We start from the raw sequence: 16,506 nt of genomic DNA, 5'->3' as shown, positions 1-16,506 counted from the left end.
AGTATTGTACCATTTTGTTTTTAATTGACTATACATCCCCATCGCACCGCAACAAGGCAAGTTTTTGTATATGCAGGCTTTGGCATCGGGAGCAAAAAACATTGTCGAATTCGGGACTTCCTACGGCATTTCGACGCTGTATCTTGCCGCAGCCGCCAAGCGCAACGGCGGGCGCGTCATCACTTGCGAATATCTGCCGCACAAAGCCGCCGCGGCGAGAAAATATTTCCAAGAAGCCGGTTTGGCAGACTATATCGAGCTTCGCGAAGGCGATGCGCTGGAAACCTTAAAAGACTTAGACATCCGCCCCGATTTCGTCTTGCTCGACGGCTGGCCGGATTTGGTATTCCCCGTATTCAAGCTGCTGGAACCTAATCTTGCCGACCGCGCGGTCATCGCCGTGGACGATGTGGAAGGCTTCTCACCTGCCATGCAGGATTATCTCGATTACGTCCGCCGCCCTGAAAACGGTTATATTTCAAGCACATTAAAACCTTATAAAGCGCTGGAATATACGATCAAGACAGGTAAACCGAAAAGGTCGTCTGAAAATCGGTAAAGCAATTCTATTTTGCCTAAACCGAGTTTTCAGACGACCTTTTATTACTATCTTTGCAACCATCACTGCTCGGGCATCATCTCACCTTCACCGCCCATGCTGTTTGCCGCATTAACCCGTTCCTGCGCGGCTTTCACTTGATTCTCCAAACCTTTAATCCGTTCTTGATAACGTGCGTAATTGCGCTCGTTGCCATAACGGACTTGTTTGCCCTCTTCCAGATTTTTCTGTGCCTGAGCCAATTCGTCTTGCGCCGAAGATGAACCGGGCATTGCGCCGGCTGGAGGGAGTGGAATTTGTTCGGAAGGAACGTTTCCTGAAGCAGCGTTTGCTGATGCCGAGTGTGCAGACGGTGCGGCGGAGGTATAAACCGAAGGTCTGCCGATATTGCCCGGTTTGCAGTTTTTGCCGCCGGTCTGCGTATAGGTTTTACGCCCTGATGTGTCGATACATTCAAATACGGGGGATGCCGTTGCTACGAAGGAAAATGCGAGCAGTAATGTGCTTAAAATCAATTTATTCATTCTTATACCTTTCATCAAATCATCAAAACCATATCCACCATACCACCAAAGCAATGATCATCACCAAATTCGCAATAATAATCGGCTTCCATTGCCGAGGTGCGTGGCGCAATTCTGCGCCTGAACGTGTGCGGCGGATGTAGAAAAACGGACTGAGCAGCATGGATGCGGCGCACAACAGAATAATCACGGCGTAATAGATTTTTTCGGTTTCCATTTCCTCCGCCCCCGTTTCAGACGACCTATACAAAATATGCTACAATCGCCGGCGATTATAACACCCTGTTTATCTATATTTATAAAGGTTTTACCAATAATGATTTCTACCAACGGCATTACCATGCAGTTCGGCGCGAAGCCGCTGTTTGAAAACGTATCCGTCAAGTTCGGCGAAGGCAACCGCTACGGCTTGATCGGCGCGAACGGTTCGGGAAAATCCACCTTCATGAAAATCCTCGGCGGCGATTTGGAACAGACTGCGGGCGAAGTCGCGATTGAAAACGGCGTGCGTTTGGGTAAATTACGCCAAGACCAGTTTGCCTATGAAGACATGCGCGTGCTGGACGTGGTGATGATGGGGCATACCGAAATGTGGGCGGCGATGACCGAACGTGATGCGATTTACGCCAACCCCGAAGCCACCGAAGACGACTACATGAAAGCCGCCGAACTGGAAGCCAAGTTCGCTGAATACGACGGCTACACCGCTGAAGCGCGCGCCGCCGAACTGTTGAGCGGCGTGGGCATTTCCGAAGATTTGCACAATGCGACCATGGCGGAAGTCGCCCCGGGCTTCAAGCTGCGCGTATTGCTGGCACAAGCCCTGTTCTCCAAACCTGATGTGCTGTTGCTTGACGAGCCGACCAACAACTTGGACATCAACACCATCCGCTGGCTGGAAGGCGTGTTGAACCAATACGATTCCACCATGATCATCATCTCGCACGACCGTCACTTCTTGAACGAAGTCTGCACCCACATGGCGGATTTGGACTACAACACCATCACCATCTATCCGGGCAACTACGACGACTACATGCTCGCTTCTGCCCAATCGCGCGAACGCGCCCTGAAAGACAACGCCAAGGCAAAAGAGAAACTGCAAGAGCTGCAAGAGTTCGTCGCCCGCTTCTCCGCCAACAAATCCAAAGCCCGTCAGGCAACCAGTCGTCTGAAACAGGCAGACAAAATCAAAGCCGAGATGGTCGAAGTCAAACCTTCCACCCGCCAAAACCCGTATATCCGCTTTGAAGCCGATGAAAAAGCCAAGCTGCACCGTCAGGCGGTAGAAGTCGAAAATCTGGCCAAACGCTTTGAAACCCAGTTGTTCAAAAACCTGAGCTTCATCCTCGAAGCAGGCCAGCGCCTCGCCATCATCGGCCCCAACGGCGCGGGTAAATCCACCCTGCTGAAACTTCTCGCCGGTGCATTCAATCCCGAATACGCCGAAGGCATCGCCCCCGATGCAGGCACCATCAAATGGGCGGAAAAAGCCAACGTTGGCTATTACCCTCAAGACCATGAAAACGACTTCGATGTCGATATGAACCTGAGCGAATGGATGCGCCAATGGGGCCAAGAAGGCGACGACGAACAAGTCATCCGCGGCACTTTGGGGCGTTTGCTCTTCGGCAGCAACGACGTGGTGAAAAAAGTGCAGGTTCTCTCCGGCGGTGAAAAAGGCCGTATGCTCTACGGCAAACTCCTGCTTTTGAAACCCAATGTGCTGATTATGGACGAACCGACCAACCACATGGACATGGAAAGCATCGAATCGCTGAACATGGCGCTGGAAAAATACAACGGCACGCTGATTTTCGTATCGCACGACCGCCAGTTCGTCTCCTCGCTCGCCACCCAGATTATCGAGCTGGACGGCAAGGGCGGTTACGAGCACTATCTGGGCGATTACGAAAGCTATCTGGAGAAAAAAGGGATTGTGTAAAAAAACATGAACGCCCATCTGCGAAAACCGCTGCAAAACCCGCTTGCGCTCATCACATTGCCCGCATAGAGCTGGTATCTTACGCAAGACGGTAAGGTACACTTGGTTGATGCCGAACATGCTTATCGCAAAGGTCGTGCAGCCACCTGGCTATTTAACGAGTTCGGCGTAGCAGGCGTGGGGGCTTTCTAGGCGTTGTATAGATTGTCTGCCTGTTTTTAACCATTCGTTCATATCGGGCGTGGCAGCAAGATAAGTAGCAGTAAACAAAAAGCTCAGGCAGTCTGAAAAATGTCTTTCAGACTGCCTGAGCTTTTTAGTCAATAAAGGAAGACAACAAATAAAAAAACAAAAAGCATAACTATAGTGGATTAACTTTAAACCAGGACGGCGTTACCTCGCCTTAGCTCAAAGAGAACGATTCTCTAAGGTGCTGAAGCACCAAGTGAATCGGTTCCGTACTATCTGTACTGTCTGCGGCTTCGTCGCCTTGTTCTGATTTAAATTTAATCCACTATATATAGCAAGTTATATCACTAATGCTATAGTTTATAGATAATTCAATATAGTTTAATTACCCTTACTCCTCAAAAATAATTAACTAAATTGTCTATATTCAAAATACATTTAATATGACATATAAAATTTAATTGCACCCCATCCAAAAACAGCTTGAATTACCGTGATTTAACCGATTTTGAAGTTATTTTACTAAGTTAAATATACATGGTCTAAACCCCTCTATGCCGCATTAATTCAAACAACAGCAAAAATGAATTAACCCTTTAAAATATAAGGAAATTAGCCTCCCTACCCATATAAAAATATTCCTTAGTCACGGTATTCATTACTTAACTTTTTTCTTCCAAACCGTCCTAATTTCGCCTAATCCCATGATTTAAGTCAGGGAAATAAAATGACTATGCTTGACACTCCACAGGAATGGTTTAACATACAATTTCTTTTTTAACCAAGATTCAAAAAGAGAGACTCATGAAAAAATCAGCTTTATTGGCAACTTTGTTGGCCGCTCTGACCTTGTCCGCATGTGGTGGTGGTTCTTCTGCTGTTTGTGATGAATATGAAAAAGCTTTTGCTGACGCTACTAAAAACGTCGATGCAGCTACAAAAGATATGATGCAAAAATCATTCGAACAAACCAAAGAAGCTTTGAAAAACTTGCCTGCTGACCAACGTGATGCTACTTGTAAAACATCGTTGGATGCGTTGAAAGGCAACGCTCCGGCTGCATCTCCTGAAGATAAAGCAGAAGAAGCTAAAGAAGCAGCAGAAGACGCTAAAGAAGCAGCTGCCGATGCTAAAGAAGAAGCAAAAGATGCTGCTGAAGCAGCTAAAGAAGAAGCCAAATAATACGATACCTTTGGCAGAAAAACGGATTCTGATTACTCAGAGTCCGTTTTTGTTTATGCCTTTACTGATTAGTTATGTATTAAGTGATTTAATTATTATGAATATGTATAAAAATTAACTTTCAATATAGTTTATGACGAAATAAATTTTCGTTCTTATATACAAAACCATCCCTGTGAAGCCATCAGGGTATTGAAATCAAAACATGAGGTCGTCTGAAAATAGTTTTCAGACGACCTTTGATACTAAGTTTTGTTGGGGCATAACTCAACCTACGCCTGCTTGCTATCAGATGAACACATTGCCTTACGCCAAAAAACCATCACGATTGCCGCCGCAATGATGATAATTCCGTATGGAATCATACCGTTGCCGTTTTCATATACCGCCCGTCCGCCTGGAAAGCCTGTACGCGCGGTATTGGCAACCGTGTGGCACGCAATCAACACAAATACCGAACCGCCGCTGCCGTTATACAGCCATACATAGATAATCCTTACGGCAACCGTCCCTGCCAGCCCCCATGCGATCAGTTCGGCAGACTGCCCCACGGCAATCATGGACGGCAAATGCCACAATGCCCACGGTACCCCGATAATCAGTGCCGTAACGAGCGGGGTAAAACGCCGTTGCAGACTTTCCGTAGCATAGGCAGCATAGCCCAATTCCTCGGCGACTGCCGCAATAAAGAACATGACGAACGCACCGGCAAGCGGCGCAAACGATACGGATAAGGCAGGTATGGTTTGTCCTGTTTGGCGTATCGCGACATAAGTCAGCAGATAAAGCAGGGGGAAAATCAGTATTGCTGTCCAAAAATAGGCAGAATGCTTGATCCGACCGTAATCAAACACACGACCAAACAGACTGCGCACCGCCGCCATTCCACCCTCGCGGTAACGCAGCAACGCGGCGGCAATCGTCGGAGTGAGTGCCGCGCCGATGTCGGTCAGCGGCAAATTATCAGGCAGGGGACTGTGTTTGAGAAACAAAGACAGCAGCCAAAACGGCGCGCTCAAAGCGTACACCAGCAGAAAATATTGCCACGGATGCGAATAACCGGCTGTCGGTTTTTCTGAAGGGAGGCTCTGCATGTTATTCCTGTTCGTTCAGTCAATAAGTTGGCAGGGGAGCAGGTACGGCCTGCTAGATGATGTACAGTATAAAAATATTGCGCGTTTTTTTCTAATTATTATGAAAAGCAGCCTGCACTTCGATTTTTGAAAGTGCAGGCTGCTTTTTATAGAGAGGTCGTCTGAAAATTATTTTTCAGGCAGCTTTGAGATTACGGGCAATATGAAGGTTTTGTTGGCTTATGACCTAACCACCGCTTGATGCCAGCCGTATTACGGCATGGTTTGGAATCATTCGGTAACAACAAAAAACGCGTGCGTACGTACCGCACACACCCTACACCTTAATCTTAAGGTTTGCGTCGCCCGCAGGTAGGGTGTGTGGCGTAGCCACGCACGCGGTTGGTAGGGATTCAGGCTACGGCTTACTTGCTGGAAAAAGGTAAAGTTTTCATTTTTATTATTCATAATTTTCATTACTAAATAAATCCTCTATTAATTTTGCAGAAGAGAAGTCTAATGGATTTATTAAATCTGACAGTATTTCCTCTTTATCGCAGTATCTCAAAAAGAAGAATAAAGTTGAATCAATGATTTTTAATCTTTTCACACCAGCATCATAATCAATAAATGGGGGATTAATTCGTCTATTAATCTGATATTGTGTTATCCCATTTAGGAAGGAACCAATGTCGCTAGATCGTACATCATCTGGCCTATGATGAATTGATCTAATTGAATCTAATAAATCTTTTCTGGAAAGCCCTTGCTCCATATCAATTTTATTATCAGAAAGTAAGATTTTTATAAAATAATATGGGATTGCTAGTGTCGGTTTTCCACTTTGGCTACTAGTTTGCTTTGAAACCTCAACAAATGATTCAAAATTTCTAACATGGCGTATTCCATATTGCGATACTTTATTCTTAATTGCATTTTCCAAATGACTTTTAGTGATTACAACTAAATTATTTGATGTTGAAATTACTCCAGCATTCAAACAACACTCTTTACATAGTTCTTGTAAAATTCCGATACTATTAAAGCAACTAAGTATTAAGTCATCTTTTATTTCCGTAAAATCAACGTTTAATAATTCAGACCCTTTATCTATTACTTTAGATAAGTCTTCTTTTCTCCAAGGTTCAACAGGGACTTCAGTTACTCTATCTAGTAAATCACCATTAAACTGAACCAATCGATTTGATTCTCTCCATATACCTAATATTATAAAAACAATATGATTATCCTGAAAACTTCTTAAGTCATAGGCTAATTGTTCTTGGACTTCCATATTTAAATAGTGAAAATTTTCTAAGATAATATATTTATTATTTAAATATTTTTTAAATAATTCGATTACGTCTTGTGATAGACTTAAGTTATAATCTATCATTCTTTCAGTAGTCGAATTCTCTATTTTTATATCATTTTCAGATGAAAATGTTTTATTATATTCAAAAGAGCAAGGTATTGAAATTTTAAAATTATCCAATGTTGAGAATGCTTTAGTATGTGATAACGATTGTGATATTGAATCGTAAAAAGTAACATCTAGTTGCCTTAATATCGACTTATAGATATCAATTGGGGTACTTTTGGGAGAGCATTCAACTTTTACATACGTTTGTTCCGAAATATTTCTTAAAATCAAAGAGGTCTTCCCCTGTTTTGATGCCCCATAAACTACTACTTCTTTTCCATCTTTGATTGCAGATTTAAATCTATCATCAACCAGTTCCCTATCTAAATAGGATGCAATTAATTCATTTTTAATACCAAATACATTAATTGTTTGATTATAAGAATCCCAAAGCATAATTCCGTCCATCCCTTTCAAGGTCGTCTGAAAAATTTTTCAGACGACCTTCTCTACTTAACTTAATACATCACTTATCAAACCAGCTTGCCGTTCACCCAACCCTCCACGCTTCCCAGCATTTCAGGCAGTTTCGCAGCATCCGTACCCCCCGCCTGCGCCAAATCCGGTCTGCCGCCGCCTTTGCCGCCGACTTGTTCGGCTGCAAATCTGACCAAATCGCCTGCTTTCACTTTTCCGGTCAGGGCTTTGGATACGCCGGCGCACAGGGAGACTTTGCCGTCGTTTACTGCCGCCAAAAGAATCACGGCGTTGTCGGATTTGCCGGTTAAATCGGTAACGATTTCGCGCAGGGCGGCTGCGTCGGCTTCGATTTGGGCGGCAACGAGTTTGGCTGCGCCCAAGTCTTTCGCGTTATCCAAGAGTTTGGCGCCTGCGTGGACGGCGAGTTCGGCTTTGGCTTTTGCCAACTCTTTTTCCAAGGCTTTGGTGTTTGCGGCGTTGGCTTGGATTTTGGCGAGTACGTCTTTTTCGGTTTGGGCTTTGACTTCGGCGATGATGTTTTTCATCAGGCTTTCTTGGTTTTGCGCCCATGCCAGCGCGGCTTGGCCTGTGATGGCTTCTACACGGCGGATGCCTGCGGCGATGCCGCCTTCGCTGATGATTTTGAAGAAGCCGATGTCGCCGGTGCGGGCGACGTGGGTGCCGCCGCACAGTTCGATGGAGTAGTCGCCCATGGTGATGACGCGGACGAAGTCGCCGTATTTTTCGCCGAAGAGCATGACTGCGCCTGATTTTTGCGCGTCTTCAATGGACATGGTTTCGACTTTGACGGGCACGTTGGCGATAATCGCGGCGTTGACGCGGCGTTCGACTTCGGCGATTTCTTCCGCGCTGATGCCTTGCGTGTGGGAGATGTCGAAGCGGGTCAGCTCGGCGTTTTGCAGGCTGCCTTTTTGTTCGACGTGCGTGCCCAAAACATCGCGCAGGGCTTTGTGCATCAGGTGGGTAACGCTGTGGTTGCGCATGATGCTGTTGCGGATGTCGTTGTCGATTTCGGCGGATACGGCATCGCCGACTTTCAGACGGCCTGATACGACTGCGCCGAATTGTCCGTGTACGGCGGCTTTGATTTTCTGCGTGTCTTCCACGCGGAAGCGGTTTTCGCCTGCGAAGATAAAGCCTACGTCGCCGACTTGGCCGCCGCTTTCGGCGTAGAACGGGGTTTGTTCCAGAACGACCACGCCGGCTTCGCCTGCTTGGAGTTCGTCCACGGCTTCGCTGCCTTTATATAAGGCGATGATTTTGGTGTCTTGGCTGCGTTTTTCGTAGCCGGTAAACTCGGTGTCCGCGCCTGTGTAGTCCAGTTGTGCGTTGGCTTTGAAGTTTTGCGCAGCGCGGGCGCGGGCGCGTTGGGCTTCCATTTCGCGGTTGAAGCCTTCTTCATCCAAATCGATACCCAATTCGCGCGCCATGTCGGCGGTCAGGTCGTAGGGGAAGCCGTAGGTGTCGTAGAGTTTGAAGATGTGTTCGCCGCCGATAACGAGTTTGCTGTTGGCAATGTTGTCCATCAAATAGGCATTCAAGGCTTCGGCAAACGGTTTTTCCGCGTCGGGAATATGGGCAGTTTCCAAAGCAGCCTGCAAATCGATATACATGCCTTCGTTCAGGCTGCCTGAAACTCGGGGACGGATAACGATTTGCTTTTTGCCTGGAGCGGCACGGGAAGCGGCGGTAAATTCCACACCCTCTGCGGTTTTCAATGCCAACGGTTTGCCCGCACCATCTTGCGGCAGCAGGCTTTCCAGTTTCAGGAATTTCATGCCGTTGAACACTTGGTTAAACAAACCCATGCCTTTTTCCAGCGTTTCGCCGAAGCGGCTTTCTTCCGCGCGCAGGGCTTCCATAATCTGCGTTTGTTTTTCTTTCAACTCGGGATATGCACCGCCCATCGCTTTCACCAAATCGGGCACGAGTTTGTAGAAAAACGCCTGTTTCTGACCGAGTTTGTAACCGTGGCGCACGGCGCGGCGGATGATGCGGCGCAGTACATAGCCGCGGCCTTCGTTGGACGGCATCACGCCGTCGGCAATCAGGAAGGAGCAAGAGCGGATGTGGTCGGCAACGACTTTCAGGCTGGGTTCGTCCATGCTGAACGGCGCGCCGGTTTCGCGGGCAACGGCTTTGAGCAGGTCTTGGAACAGGTCGATTTCGTAGTTGCTGTGGACGTGCTGCATTACGGCCGCCATGCGCTCCAAGCCCATGCCGGTATCGACGGACGGCTTGGGCAGCGGGTTCATGTTGCCTTGCTCGTCGCGGTTGAACTGCATGAACACGCAGTTCCAAATTTCAATCCAGCGGTCGCCGTCTTCTTCAGGACTGCCCGGAATGCCGCCCCAGATTTCTTCGCCGTGGTCGTAGAAAATTTCGGAGCACGGGCCGCAGGGACCGGTATCGCCCATCTGCCAGAAGTTGTCGGACGCGTATTTCGCGCCTTTGTTGTCGCCGATGCGGACGATGCGCTCGGCAGGCATACCGATTTCGTTCAGCCAGATGTTGTAGGCTTCGTCGTCTTCGGCATACACGGTCGCCAAGAGTTTGTCTTTGGGCAGATTCAGCCATTCGGGGGAAGTGAGGAATTCCCAAGCGAAGTGGATGGCGTCGCGTTTGAAGTAGTCGCCGAAGGAAAAGTTGCCCATCATTTCAAAAAAGGTGTGGTGGCGGGCGGTGTAGCCGACGTTTTCCAAGTCGTTGTGTTTGCCGCCTGCGCGCACGCATTTTTGCGCGGTGGTGGCGCGGTTGTATGGGCGTTTGTCAAAGCCGAGGAATACGTCTTTAAACTGGTTCATACCCGCGTTGGTAAACAGCAGCGTCGGGTCGTCGTGCGGCACGAGGCTGGAAGAGCGGACGATGGTGTGGCCTTTGGATTCGAAGAATTTTAGGAATTTTTGGCGTAGTTCGGAGGTTTTCATGATGTTTCGATGTCTCTACTAAAAAGGTTTCAGACGACCTTCCCGGCCGTATGTAATTGTGGAAAGAAAATGGGTGCTATATTACCGCAAAACCTTGTTTCTAGCTATTGAATCAGGGACTTTCAGACGACCTTCCGACTATCGCCCCAATGGAAATTGCTATCAGATAGTGCGTGCCTGATTTATAATCCCTTACTTTCCCTTCCACCCGATATGCAAGGAATGATAATGACCAAACATCTGCCACTCATCGCCCTAGCCGCCGTCATGCTCGCCGCCTGTGGAGGTTCGGATAAAAATACCTCCGACAAAGCGGGTCAGGCGGGAAACCAAAATGTATTGAGGATTTACAACTGGTCGGAATACGTCGATCCCGAAACCGTCGCCGATTTTGAAAAGAAAAACGGTATCAAGGTAACTTACGACGTGTACGACAGCGATGAGACGCTGGAAAGTAAAGTATTGACCGGAAAATCGGGCTACGACATCGTTGGCCCGTCCAATACCTTTGTCGGTAGGCAGATTAAGGCGGGGGCTTATCAAAAAATCGACAAGTCCCTGATTCCCAACTATAAAAACCTCAATCCCGAACTGATGAAACTGATGGAAGGCGTCGATCCGAGCCACGAATACGCCGTTCCGTTTTATTGGGGAACCAACACCTTCGCCATCAATACCGAGCGCGTGAAAAAAGCCTTGGGCACGGACAAACTGCCGGACAACCAATGGGATTTGGTGTTCAACCCCGAATACACATCCAAGCTCAAACAATGCGGCATCAGCTACTTGGACAGTGCGGCGGAAATTTATCCTATGGTGTTGAACTACATGGGTAAAAATCCCAACAGCAACGATACCGAAGACATCAAAGCGGCAACCGAGCTGCTCAAGAAAAACCGCCCCAACATCAAACGCTTTACCTCGTCGGGCTTCATTGACGACTTGGCGCGCGGCGACACCTGCGTCACCATCGGCTTCGGCGGCGACTTGAACATCGCCAGACGGCGCGCCGAAGAAGCGGGCGGCAAAGAAAAAATCCGCGTCATGATGCCCAAAGAAGGCGTGGGGATTTGGGTGGACTCCTTCGTTATCCCAAAAGATGCGAAAAACGTCGCCAACGCCCACAAATACATCAACGACTTCCTCGACCCCGAAGTCGCCGCGAAAAACGGCAATTTCGTCACCTACGCCCCTTCCAGCAAACCCGCACGCGAATTGATGGAAGCCGAGTTCAGGGACGACCGCACCATTTTCCCGAGCGACGAAGATTTGAAAAACAGCTTCATCATGGTTCCTATCCAGCCCACCATTTTGAAATTCATGGTCCGCCAATGGCAGGGCGTGAAAGCCGGCAAATAATTTGATACAGATAAGCAAAAGGTCGTCTGAAAACTTGAAATACAGGTTTTCAGACGACCTTTTTGTATAAACATCAAACAGGTTTCTTGCGGCTGTCTTTTATAGTGGATTAACTTTAAACCAGTACGGCATTGCCTTGCCGTACTATCTGTACTGTATCTGCGGCTTCCGCCTTGTCCTGATTTAAATTTAATCCGCTATATCTTTTCAACCCAATCCACCATACTTGAAGTCATCAAAGTCCAGATATGATATAGTCCCTCCACTTTCACTCGTATTTTGAAACGGAGTAAAACCATGACTCAATCCATCCATATCCACAGCATGACCGGCTTTGCCAATGCTGCAGGCGAATGCGGCGGCAAGCGCGTGAACTTGGAAATCCGTGCGGTAAACCACCGCTATCTGGATGTCCAATTCCGTATGCCTGAAGAATTGCGTTATCTGGAAGGCGCGTTGCGCGAGAAAATTGCGGCTTCGGCCGCACGCGGCAAACTGGAATGCCGTATTCAGTTGCAGGACGCGGCAGTCGGCGGGCAGAGTTTGGAAACCAATGAAGAATTGGTGAAACAGTTGTCCGATTTGAACAGAACTTGGCGCAAGGAACACGGTTTCGGCAAGCTGACGGTCGCTGAAGTGTTGCGCTTTCCGGGCGTATTGGCAGGTCAAAGCGAAGACCCCGAAGCTTTGGCAAAAACCGTGCAAGAGCTGTTGGACGAAGCGTTGAAAGAGTTTGCCGCCGCCCGCAAACGCGAAGGCAAAAAACTCGGCGAACATCTGTTGCAACGTTTGGCCAGCATGGAAGAAATCGTGGATGCCTTGAGCGAGCTGTTCCCCAGTCTGCTTCAAGCACATATGGACAAGGTGAACGCGCGTTTGGCGGAAGCGGTTGGCAATATCGACAATGACCGTTTGCAGCAGGAATTTGCGCTATTTATCCAAAAATCCGATGTTGACGAAGAATTCAGCCGCCTGCGCACGCACATCGCCGAAGTCCGCCGCATCGTTACGGAAAACAAAGGCAGCGCGGGCAAACGCTTGGACTTCCTGATGCAGGAATTGAACCGCGAAGCGAACACGCTGGGCAGCAAAGCAATCGCGGCGGAATGCACGCAGGCTTCGGTCGAACTGAAAGTCTTAATCGAGCAAATGCGCGAGCAGGTTCAAAATATCGAATAAGCCTTCAAAAATAAAGCAAAGGTCGTCTGAAAAGCCATTTTCCGCTTTTCAGACGACCTTTTGCTTAATGGATGCCTAGTTTTGTCCGGGTTTGATGACTTTGGCGCCCTGCTCTGTACCCAAAATCAACACATCCGCGGCGTTGCGGGCGAAGATGCCGTTTTCGAGAACGCCGGTGATGCGGTTGATTTCGTCTTCCATAGTCAGCGGACGGTCGATATGCAAGTCATAGACATCAATGATTTGGTTGCCGTGGAAGGTGGTGTAGTTCAGGCGTAATTCAGGCTGTCCGCCCATTGCCAAAAGTTTGCGCGACACCAGCGAACGCGCGCCGGGCAACACTTCTACGGGCAGCGGGAATTTGCCCAAACGCGAAACATATTTGCTCTCGTCGGCGATACAGATGAATTTGTCGGACGCGCTGGCGACAACTTTTTCGTTTAAATGCGCGCCGCCGCCGCCTTTAATCATTTGCAGCATATGGTTCACTTCGTCCGCACCGTCAACATAGACAGCCAGCCCCATCACATCATTCAGCGATACTTCGGGAATGTCGTATTGCGCCATCAGTTCGCTGGACTTTTTAGAAGTCGAAACCGCGCCTTTGATTTTTTTGCCGCTTTTGCCCAACGCTTCGATAAACATATTGACGGTCGAGCCGGAGCCGATACCGATGTATTCGTTTTCAGGTACGAATTCCACCGCTTTCTCGGCGGCAATGCGTTTCAATTCGTCTTGAGTAGCCATGATTTCTCCTTAATGGGATGTCGGTTGATGGGCATATGTTAACATTTTCATGCCATTTGTGCTTGCCTGCTTACGCTTTTTCCAGCAACACCGCCGCCTGCGCCTCGATGGCTTCCATGCGCCCCAGATAGCCGAGTTTTTCGTTGGTTTTGCCTTTGATATTGACACAGGTCGTCTGAATGCCCAAATCAGCGGCAATGTTGGCGCGCATAGCGGGAATGTACAGCGCGAGTTTGGGTTTTTGTGCGATGATGGTCGTATCCACGTTCACAACGCGCCAGCCTAAAGCCTGCACGCTTTGATACGCTTCGAGCAACAATACGCGGCTGTCGGCATCTTTAAACTCGGCGGCGGTATCGGGAAAATGGCTACCGATGTCGCCTAGACCTGCCGCGCCGAGCAATGCGTCGGTAATTGCGTGCAAAAGCGCGTCGGCATCGGAATGGCCGAGCAGGCCTTTTTCAAACGGGATGTTTACGCCGCCGAGTATCAAATCGCGGCCTTCGACGAGTTGGTGGACATCGTAGCCCTGTCCGATACGGATATTCATGTTTTGTCCTTTTTTCAATGTCAGGTCGTCTGAAAAACGGGTTTCAGACGGCCTGCAACAACAGCCTTACAATAAATTCATCCTGCGGCAGCGTCAGCTTCAAATTGCGCGTGTCTCCCTGCACCAGCAGCGGCTGTACGCCCAGCTTTTCCACTGCCGACGCTTCGTCTGTAATATCGCTCAAATCCTCTGCCGACAATGCTCGGTGCAATAAGGTCGTCTGAAAAAGCTGTGGGGTTTGCGCCTGCCATAATCCGGCGCGGGAAACGGTCTCGCCGATATGTTTTTTACCATCGGCGCGTTTGAGCGTATCGGCAACGGGTATTGCCAAAATACCGCCCTGCTCTTGTCCGCCCGCTTCTTCAATCAGACGGGTCAAAGCCTCGGGCGGCAGGCAGCAACGGGCGGCATCGTGAACGAGAATGTTGTCCTGCTCCGCCGCCAAGCCTTGCGCCAACAATGCGGATACGCCGTTGCGCACCGTTTCAGCACGGCTTGCTCCGCCTACACGAAATACGCGTGTTTTGCTGGAAGGGGTCGTCTGAAATGTTTGATCTTCGGGCGATACGATAACGGCAATCAAATCGATGGCAGGATGGTTTTCAAAAATGGCTATCGTATGCTGCAACACGGTTTTGCCGTTGATTTCAACGTATTGCTTGGGCTTTCCCGCCCCAAAGCGCGCTCCGATACCGGCGGCGGGAATCAGGGCGATATTGCGGCGCGTCATGCTTCGGCTCCGGCAGTTTCGGCTTTGTGCCACAGACAGACTTCGCCCAAACTGTCCAGATATTGCTCGTGTGCGGCAAGTTCCTCTACGTTGGCTTTGATAACCTTTAGATGCGCCGGACGCTTGGTTTCGGCAATAATGACCGGTTTGACTTCCTCGTCTTCTTCTTTTTCGCCGCCCATTAAATCAAACTGCTGGCGCGTCATGGCGAGATAAACCTCACCCAAAAGCTCGCAGTCAATCAACGCACCGTGCAGCACGCGCTTGCTGCGGTCGACGGAAAGGCGGTTACACAAAGCATCCAAACTGGCTTTCTGACCGGGGAACATTTCCCGCGCCATCGCCAGCGTGTCGGTTACGGTACAGCCAAGCTCCTCGATGGAAGGCAGCCCCATACGGCGGAATTCCATGTTCAGGAAACCGACGTCAAACTTGGCATTGTGGATAATCAACTCGGCATCGCGTATAAAATCGGCAATCTGCCGCCCTACTTCGGCAAACGGTGGCGCGTTTTTCTCTTCCAAAACCTCAATGGTCAGGCCGTGCACCTTCGCCGCTTCTTCAGGCATGTCGCGCTCAGGATGAACGTATAAATGAAGGTTGTTGCCGGTTATTTGACGGTTGATCATTTCCAGACCGGCAAACTCGACCAAGCGGTCGCCGCCTTCGGCATAAAGACCCGTGGTTTCGGTATCAAGGATAATCTGGCGTTTACTCATAGGAATCTTCTGTATAGCGCTCATTGATAAAATGCCTTGAATCATACGCAAGGCTGCTACAAATGTATAGTCGGTAAAGCTCAGGGCCTATGTATTTGAATACAATATTTCTTAGAGCATGAATACTGCCCCGACAAGGAATTTTGCTGACAATTTTTCAGACGTATTGATCTTTACATTCCCGCTAAGGCTCATTTTCTCTAAATTCCGAGTAAATCACTCAAGATTTATCAATTTCAAAAAATTAATTTCTATAAAAATCATTATCTTATTACCTATCCTCATAATAATAACAATTATCATTTGCAAATTTTGAAATTATCCGTATAATGCATTCCATCGAAACGAAATCAACGCGCCACAGAACGAAAGGAGAAGAAAATGCCTGAAAATATTTTCCAGCAAGTCTCTCTCGACATTCTGAGACTGCACCAACATACCATCCGCTCTCTTTTGGCAACCCAGTGTTGCGATGATTGCGAAGTACATGATGCCGTATATGTTACGCTCGATGGTCGTTATTATGTTTGGCTTCCCTGCATGGGTAAATCGGAGCAGCCGCAAACCGGCATCCTCCTGATTGAAGATGAAGACAGCCATTCCCGTTTAAGCTGGGTTGCCAGCACTCGGGAGGTCAAACAAAAAGACAGTTTGTACAGCCGCGTCGTTTCCGTTTTACAACGCAAAATGCAGAAGGCAAAAGAAAAGTTTATTCATGCGTCTGATGCCCGTTTGCTTGAACTGACACCGCAGCAAGGTCGCTTGACGACCAAAAGCAAAGATTTGTCGCTTTCACCCTATGATTTGATGAAGGCACTTTATCCGGCAACCCATCAACGTCAATTAGAGGAGTTCGCCCTGTAACAGTTTTGGTAGTGGTTTGTGTTCCTTTTGCGCCCCTTAAAATTAAAGGGGCGATTTTTTTTGCCTGCAACTCAACATGGCTTCCATCAAACCAA

Annotated in this window: 14 protein-coding genes and 2 pseudogenes; 6 read left to right on the top strand and 10 right to left on the bottom strand. The window is 48.5% G+C overall.

Annotated elements, in window-relative coordinates; genetic code table 11:
* Positions 1 to 31: 31 nt before the first annotated feature.
* A pseudogene (locus HMPREF3050_RS07995) lies at positions 32 to 559 on the top strand (class I SAM-dependent methyltransferase); the annotation flags it as partial.
* 62 nt (positions 560 to 621) lie between these two features.
* Here HMPREF3050_RS07995 and HMPREF3050_RS07990 read toward each other — a convergent pair.
* Both HMPREF3050_RS07990 and HMPREF3050_RS07985 read right to left on the bottom strand, forming a co-directional pair.
* The gene (locus tag HMPREF3050_RS07990; protein ID WP_070774380.1) at positions 622 to 1,083 is read right to left on the bottom strand and encodes a DUF4124 domain-containing protein; all 462 of its coding nucleotides are present in this window, start codon (positions 1,081 to 1,083) and stop codon (positions 622 to 624) included.
* Between the two features lie 22 nt (positions 1,084 to 1,105).
* Positions 1,106 to 1,300: a hypothetical protein gene (locus HMPREF3050_RS07985; protein ID WP_003742028.1), complete on the bottom strand. Its 195-nt coding sequence runs from the start codon at positions 1,298 to 1,300 to the stop codon at positions 1,106 to 1,108.
* 99 nt (positions 1,301 to 1,399) lie between these two features.
* Between HMPREF3050_RS07985 and HMPREF3050_RS07980 the strand changes: the two genes are divergently transcribed.
* A complete protein-coding gene (locus HMPREF3050_RS07980) occupies positions 1,400 to 3,028 on the top strand; it encodes an ABC-F family ATPase (RefSeq protein ID WP_049224183.1) in 1,629 nt (542 codons plus the stop codon).
* Between the two features lie 456 nt (positions 3,029 to 3,484).
* Here the strand turns inward: HMPREF3050_RS07980 and HMPREF3050_RS14875 are convergent.
* Positions 3,485 to 3,547 (bottom strand): annotated as a pseudogene (locus tag HMPREF3050_RS14875) (transposase); the annotation flags it as partial.
* Between the two features lie 474 nt (positions 3,548 to 4,021).
* Between HMPREF3050_RS14875 and HMPREF3050_RS07975 the strand changes: the two are divergent.
* Complete coding sequence (locus tag HMPREF3050_RS07975) at positions 4,022 to 4,399, top strand: DUF5339 family protein (RefSeq protein WP_003768017.1); 378 nt, start codon at positions 4,022 to 4,024, stop codon at positions 4,397 to 4,399.
* A gap of 272 nt (positions 4,400 to 4,671) precedes the next feature.
* On the opposite strand, the gene HMPREF3050_RS07970 is transcribed toward HMPREF3050_RS07975, so the two are convergent.
* The 3 genes from HMPREF3050_RS07970 to alaS form a co-directional block, all read right to left on the bottom strand.
* Positions 4,672 to 5,493 carry a CPBP family intramembrane glutamic endopeptidase gene (locus tag HMPREF3050_RS07970; protein ID WP_070774379.1) on the bottom strand — a complete coding sequence of 274 codons (822 nt, stop codon included), beginning with the start codon at positions 5,491 to 5,493 and terminating at the stop codon, positions 4,672 to 4,674.
* Positions 5,494 to 5,932: 439 nt separating this feature from the next.
* Positions 5,933 to 7,291: a P-loop NTPase family protein gene (locus HMPREF3050_RS07965; RefSeq protein WP_141758420.1), complete on the bottom strand. Its 1,359-nt coding sequence runs from the start codon at positions 7,289 to 7,291 to the stop codon at positions 5,933 to 5,935.
* Positions 7,292 to 7,368: 77 nt separating this feature from the next.
* Positions 7,369 to 10,263, bottom strand: coding sequence for an alanine--tRNA ligase (gene alaS, locus HMPREF3050_RS07960; RefSeq protein ID WP_070774377.1), 2,895 nt, complete (start codon positions 10,261 to 10,263; stop codon positions 7,369 to 7,371).
* A gap of 228 nt (positions 10,264 to 10,491) precedes the next feature.
* Between alaS and HMPREF3050_RS07955 the strand changes: the two genes are divergently transcribed.
* Both HMPREF3050_RS07955 and HMPREF3050_RS07950 read left to right on the top strand, forming a co-directional pair.
* Positions 10,492 to 11,622 carry a polyamine ABC transporter substrate-binding protein gene (locus HMPREF3050_RS07955; RefSeq protein ID WP_141758419.1) on the top strand — a complete coding sequence of 377 codons (1,131 nt, stop codon included), beginning with the start codon at positions 10,492 to 10,494 and terminating at the stop codon, positions 11,620 to 11,622.
* A gap of 297 nt (positions 11,623 to 11,919) precedes the next feature.
* A complete protein-coding gene (locus HMPREF3050_RS07950) occupies positions 11,920 to 12,801 on the top strand; it encodes a YicC/YloC family endoribonuclease (RefSeq protein WP_070774375.1) in 882 nt (293 codons plus the stop codon).
* Between the two features lie 75 nt (positions 12,802 to 12,876).
* On the opposite strand, the gene rpiA is transcribed toward HMPREF3050_RS07950, so the two are convergent.
* The 4 genes from rpiA to dnaQ form a co-directional block, all read right to left on the bottom strand.
* Positions 12,877 to 13,548, bottom strand: a complete 672-nt coding sequence (gene rpiA, locus HMPREF3050_RS07945; protein ID WP_039410379.1) for a ribose-5-phosphate isomerase RpiA — start codon at positions 13,546 to 13,548, stop codon at positions 12,877 to 12,879.
* Positions 13,549 to 13,618: 70 nt separating this feature from the next.
* Positions 13,619 to 14,098, bottom strand: a complete 480-nt coding sequence (ispF, locus tag HMPREF3050_RS07940; RefSeq protein WP_070774374.1) for a 2-C-methyl-D-erythritol 2,4-cyclodiphosphate synthase — start codon at positions 14,096 to 14,098, stop codon at positions 13,619 to 13,621.
* A gap of 43 nt (positions 14,099 to 14,141) precedes the next feature.
* The gene (ispD, locus tag HMPREF3050_RS07935) at positions 14,142 to 14,828 is read right to left on the bottom strand and encodes a 2-C-methyl-D-erythritol 4-phosphate cytidylyltransferase (protein ID WP_070774373.1); all 687 of its coding nucleotides are present in this window, start codon (positions 14,826 to 14,828) and stop codon (positions 14,142 to 14,144) included.
* Positions 14,825 to 15,547, bottom strand: coding sequence for a DNA polymerase III subunit epsilon (dnaQ, locus tag HMPREF3050_RS07930; protein ID WP_070774372.1), 723 nt, complete (start codon positions 15,545 to 15,547; stop codon positions 14,825 to 14,827). The genes ispD and dnaQ overlap by 4 nt, the downstream gene beginning before the upstream one ends.
* A 381-nt stretch (positions 15,548 to 15,928) precedes the next feature.
* Here dnaQ and HMPREF3050_RS07925 point away from each other — a divergent pair, with 381 nt between their 5' ends.
* Complete coding sequence (locus HMPREF3050_RS07925; RefSeq protein WP_009311747.1) at positions 15,929 to 16,411, top strand: NGO0322 family iron-responsive protein; 483 nt, start codon at positions 15,929 to 15,931, stop codon at positions 16,409 to 16,411.
* Positions 16,412 to 16,506: the final 95 nt, after the last annotated feature.

The sequence above is a fragment of the Neisseria sp. HMSC065D04 genome (assembly GCF_001815675.1).
GTDB lineage: Bacteria > Pseudomonadota > Gammaproteobacteria > Burkholderiales > Neisseriaceae > Neisseria.
This window is presented reverse-complemented; position numbering and strand designations above follow the sequence as displayed.

Bases quoted from the DNA above. Each gene is read 5' to 3' on its own strand.
- HMPREF3050_RS07990 (WP_070774380.1), bottom strand. From the start codon at position 1,083: ATGAATAAATTGATTTTAAGCACATTACTGCTCGCATTTTCCTTCGTA.
- HMPREF3050_RS07985 (WP_003742028.1), bottom strand. From the start codon at position 1,300: ATGGAAACCGAAAAAATCTATTACGCCGTGATTATTCTGTTGTGCGCC.
- HMPREF3050_RS07980 (WP_049224183.1), top strand. From the start codon at position 1,400: ATGATTTCTACCAACGGCATTACCATGCAGTTCGGCGCGAAGCCGCTG.
- HMPREF3050_RS07975 (WP_003768017.1), top strand. From the start codon at position 4,022: ATGAAAAAATCAGCTTTATTGGCAACTTTGTTGGCCGCTCTGACCTTG.
- HMPREF3050_RS07970 (WP_070774379.1), bottom strand. From the start codon at position 5,493: ATGCAGAGCCTCCCTTCAGAAAAACCGACAGCCGGTTATTCGCATCCG.
- HMPREF3050_RS07965 (WP_141758420.1), bottom strand. From the start codon at position 7,291: ATGCTTTGGGATTCTTATAATCAAACAATTAATGTATTTGGTATTAAA.
- alaS (WP_070774377.1), bottom strand. From the start codon at position 10,263: ATGAAAACCTCCGAACTACGCCAAAAATTCCTAAAATTCTTCGAATCC.
- HMPREF3050_RS07955 (WP_141758419.1), top strand. From the start codon at position 10,492: ATGACCAAACATCTGCCACTCATCGCCCTAGCCGCCGTCATGCTCGCC.
- HMPREF3050_RS07950 (WP_070774375.1), top strand. From the start codon at position 11,920: ATGACTCAATCCATCCATATCCACAGCATGACCGGCTTTGCCAATGCT.
- rpiA (WP_039410379.1), bottom strand. From the start codon at position 13,548: ATGGCTACTCAAGACGAATTGAAACGCATTGCCGCCGAGAAAGCGGTG.
- ispF (WP_070774374.1), bottom strand. From the start codon at position 14,098: ATGAATATCCGTATCGGACAGGGCTACGATGTCCACCAACTCGTCGAA.
- ispD (WP_070774373.1), bottom strand. From the start codon at position 14,828: ATGACGCGCCGCAATATCGCCCTGATTCCCGCCGCCGGTATCGGAGCG.
- dnaQ (WP_070774372.1), bottom strand. From the start codon at position 15,547: ATGAGTAAACGCCAGATTATCCTTGATACCGAAACCACGGGTCTTTAT.
- HMPREF3050_RS07925 (WP_009311747.1), top strand. From the start codon at position 15,929: ATGCCTGAAAATATTTTCCAGCAAGTCTCTCTCGACATTCTGAGACTG.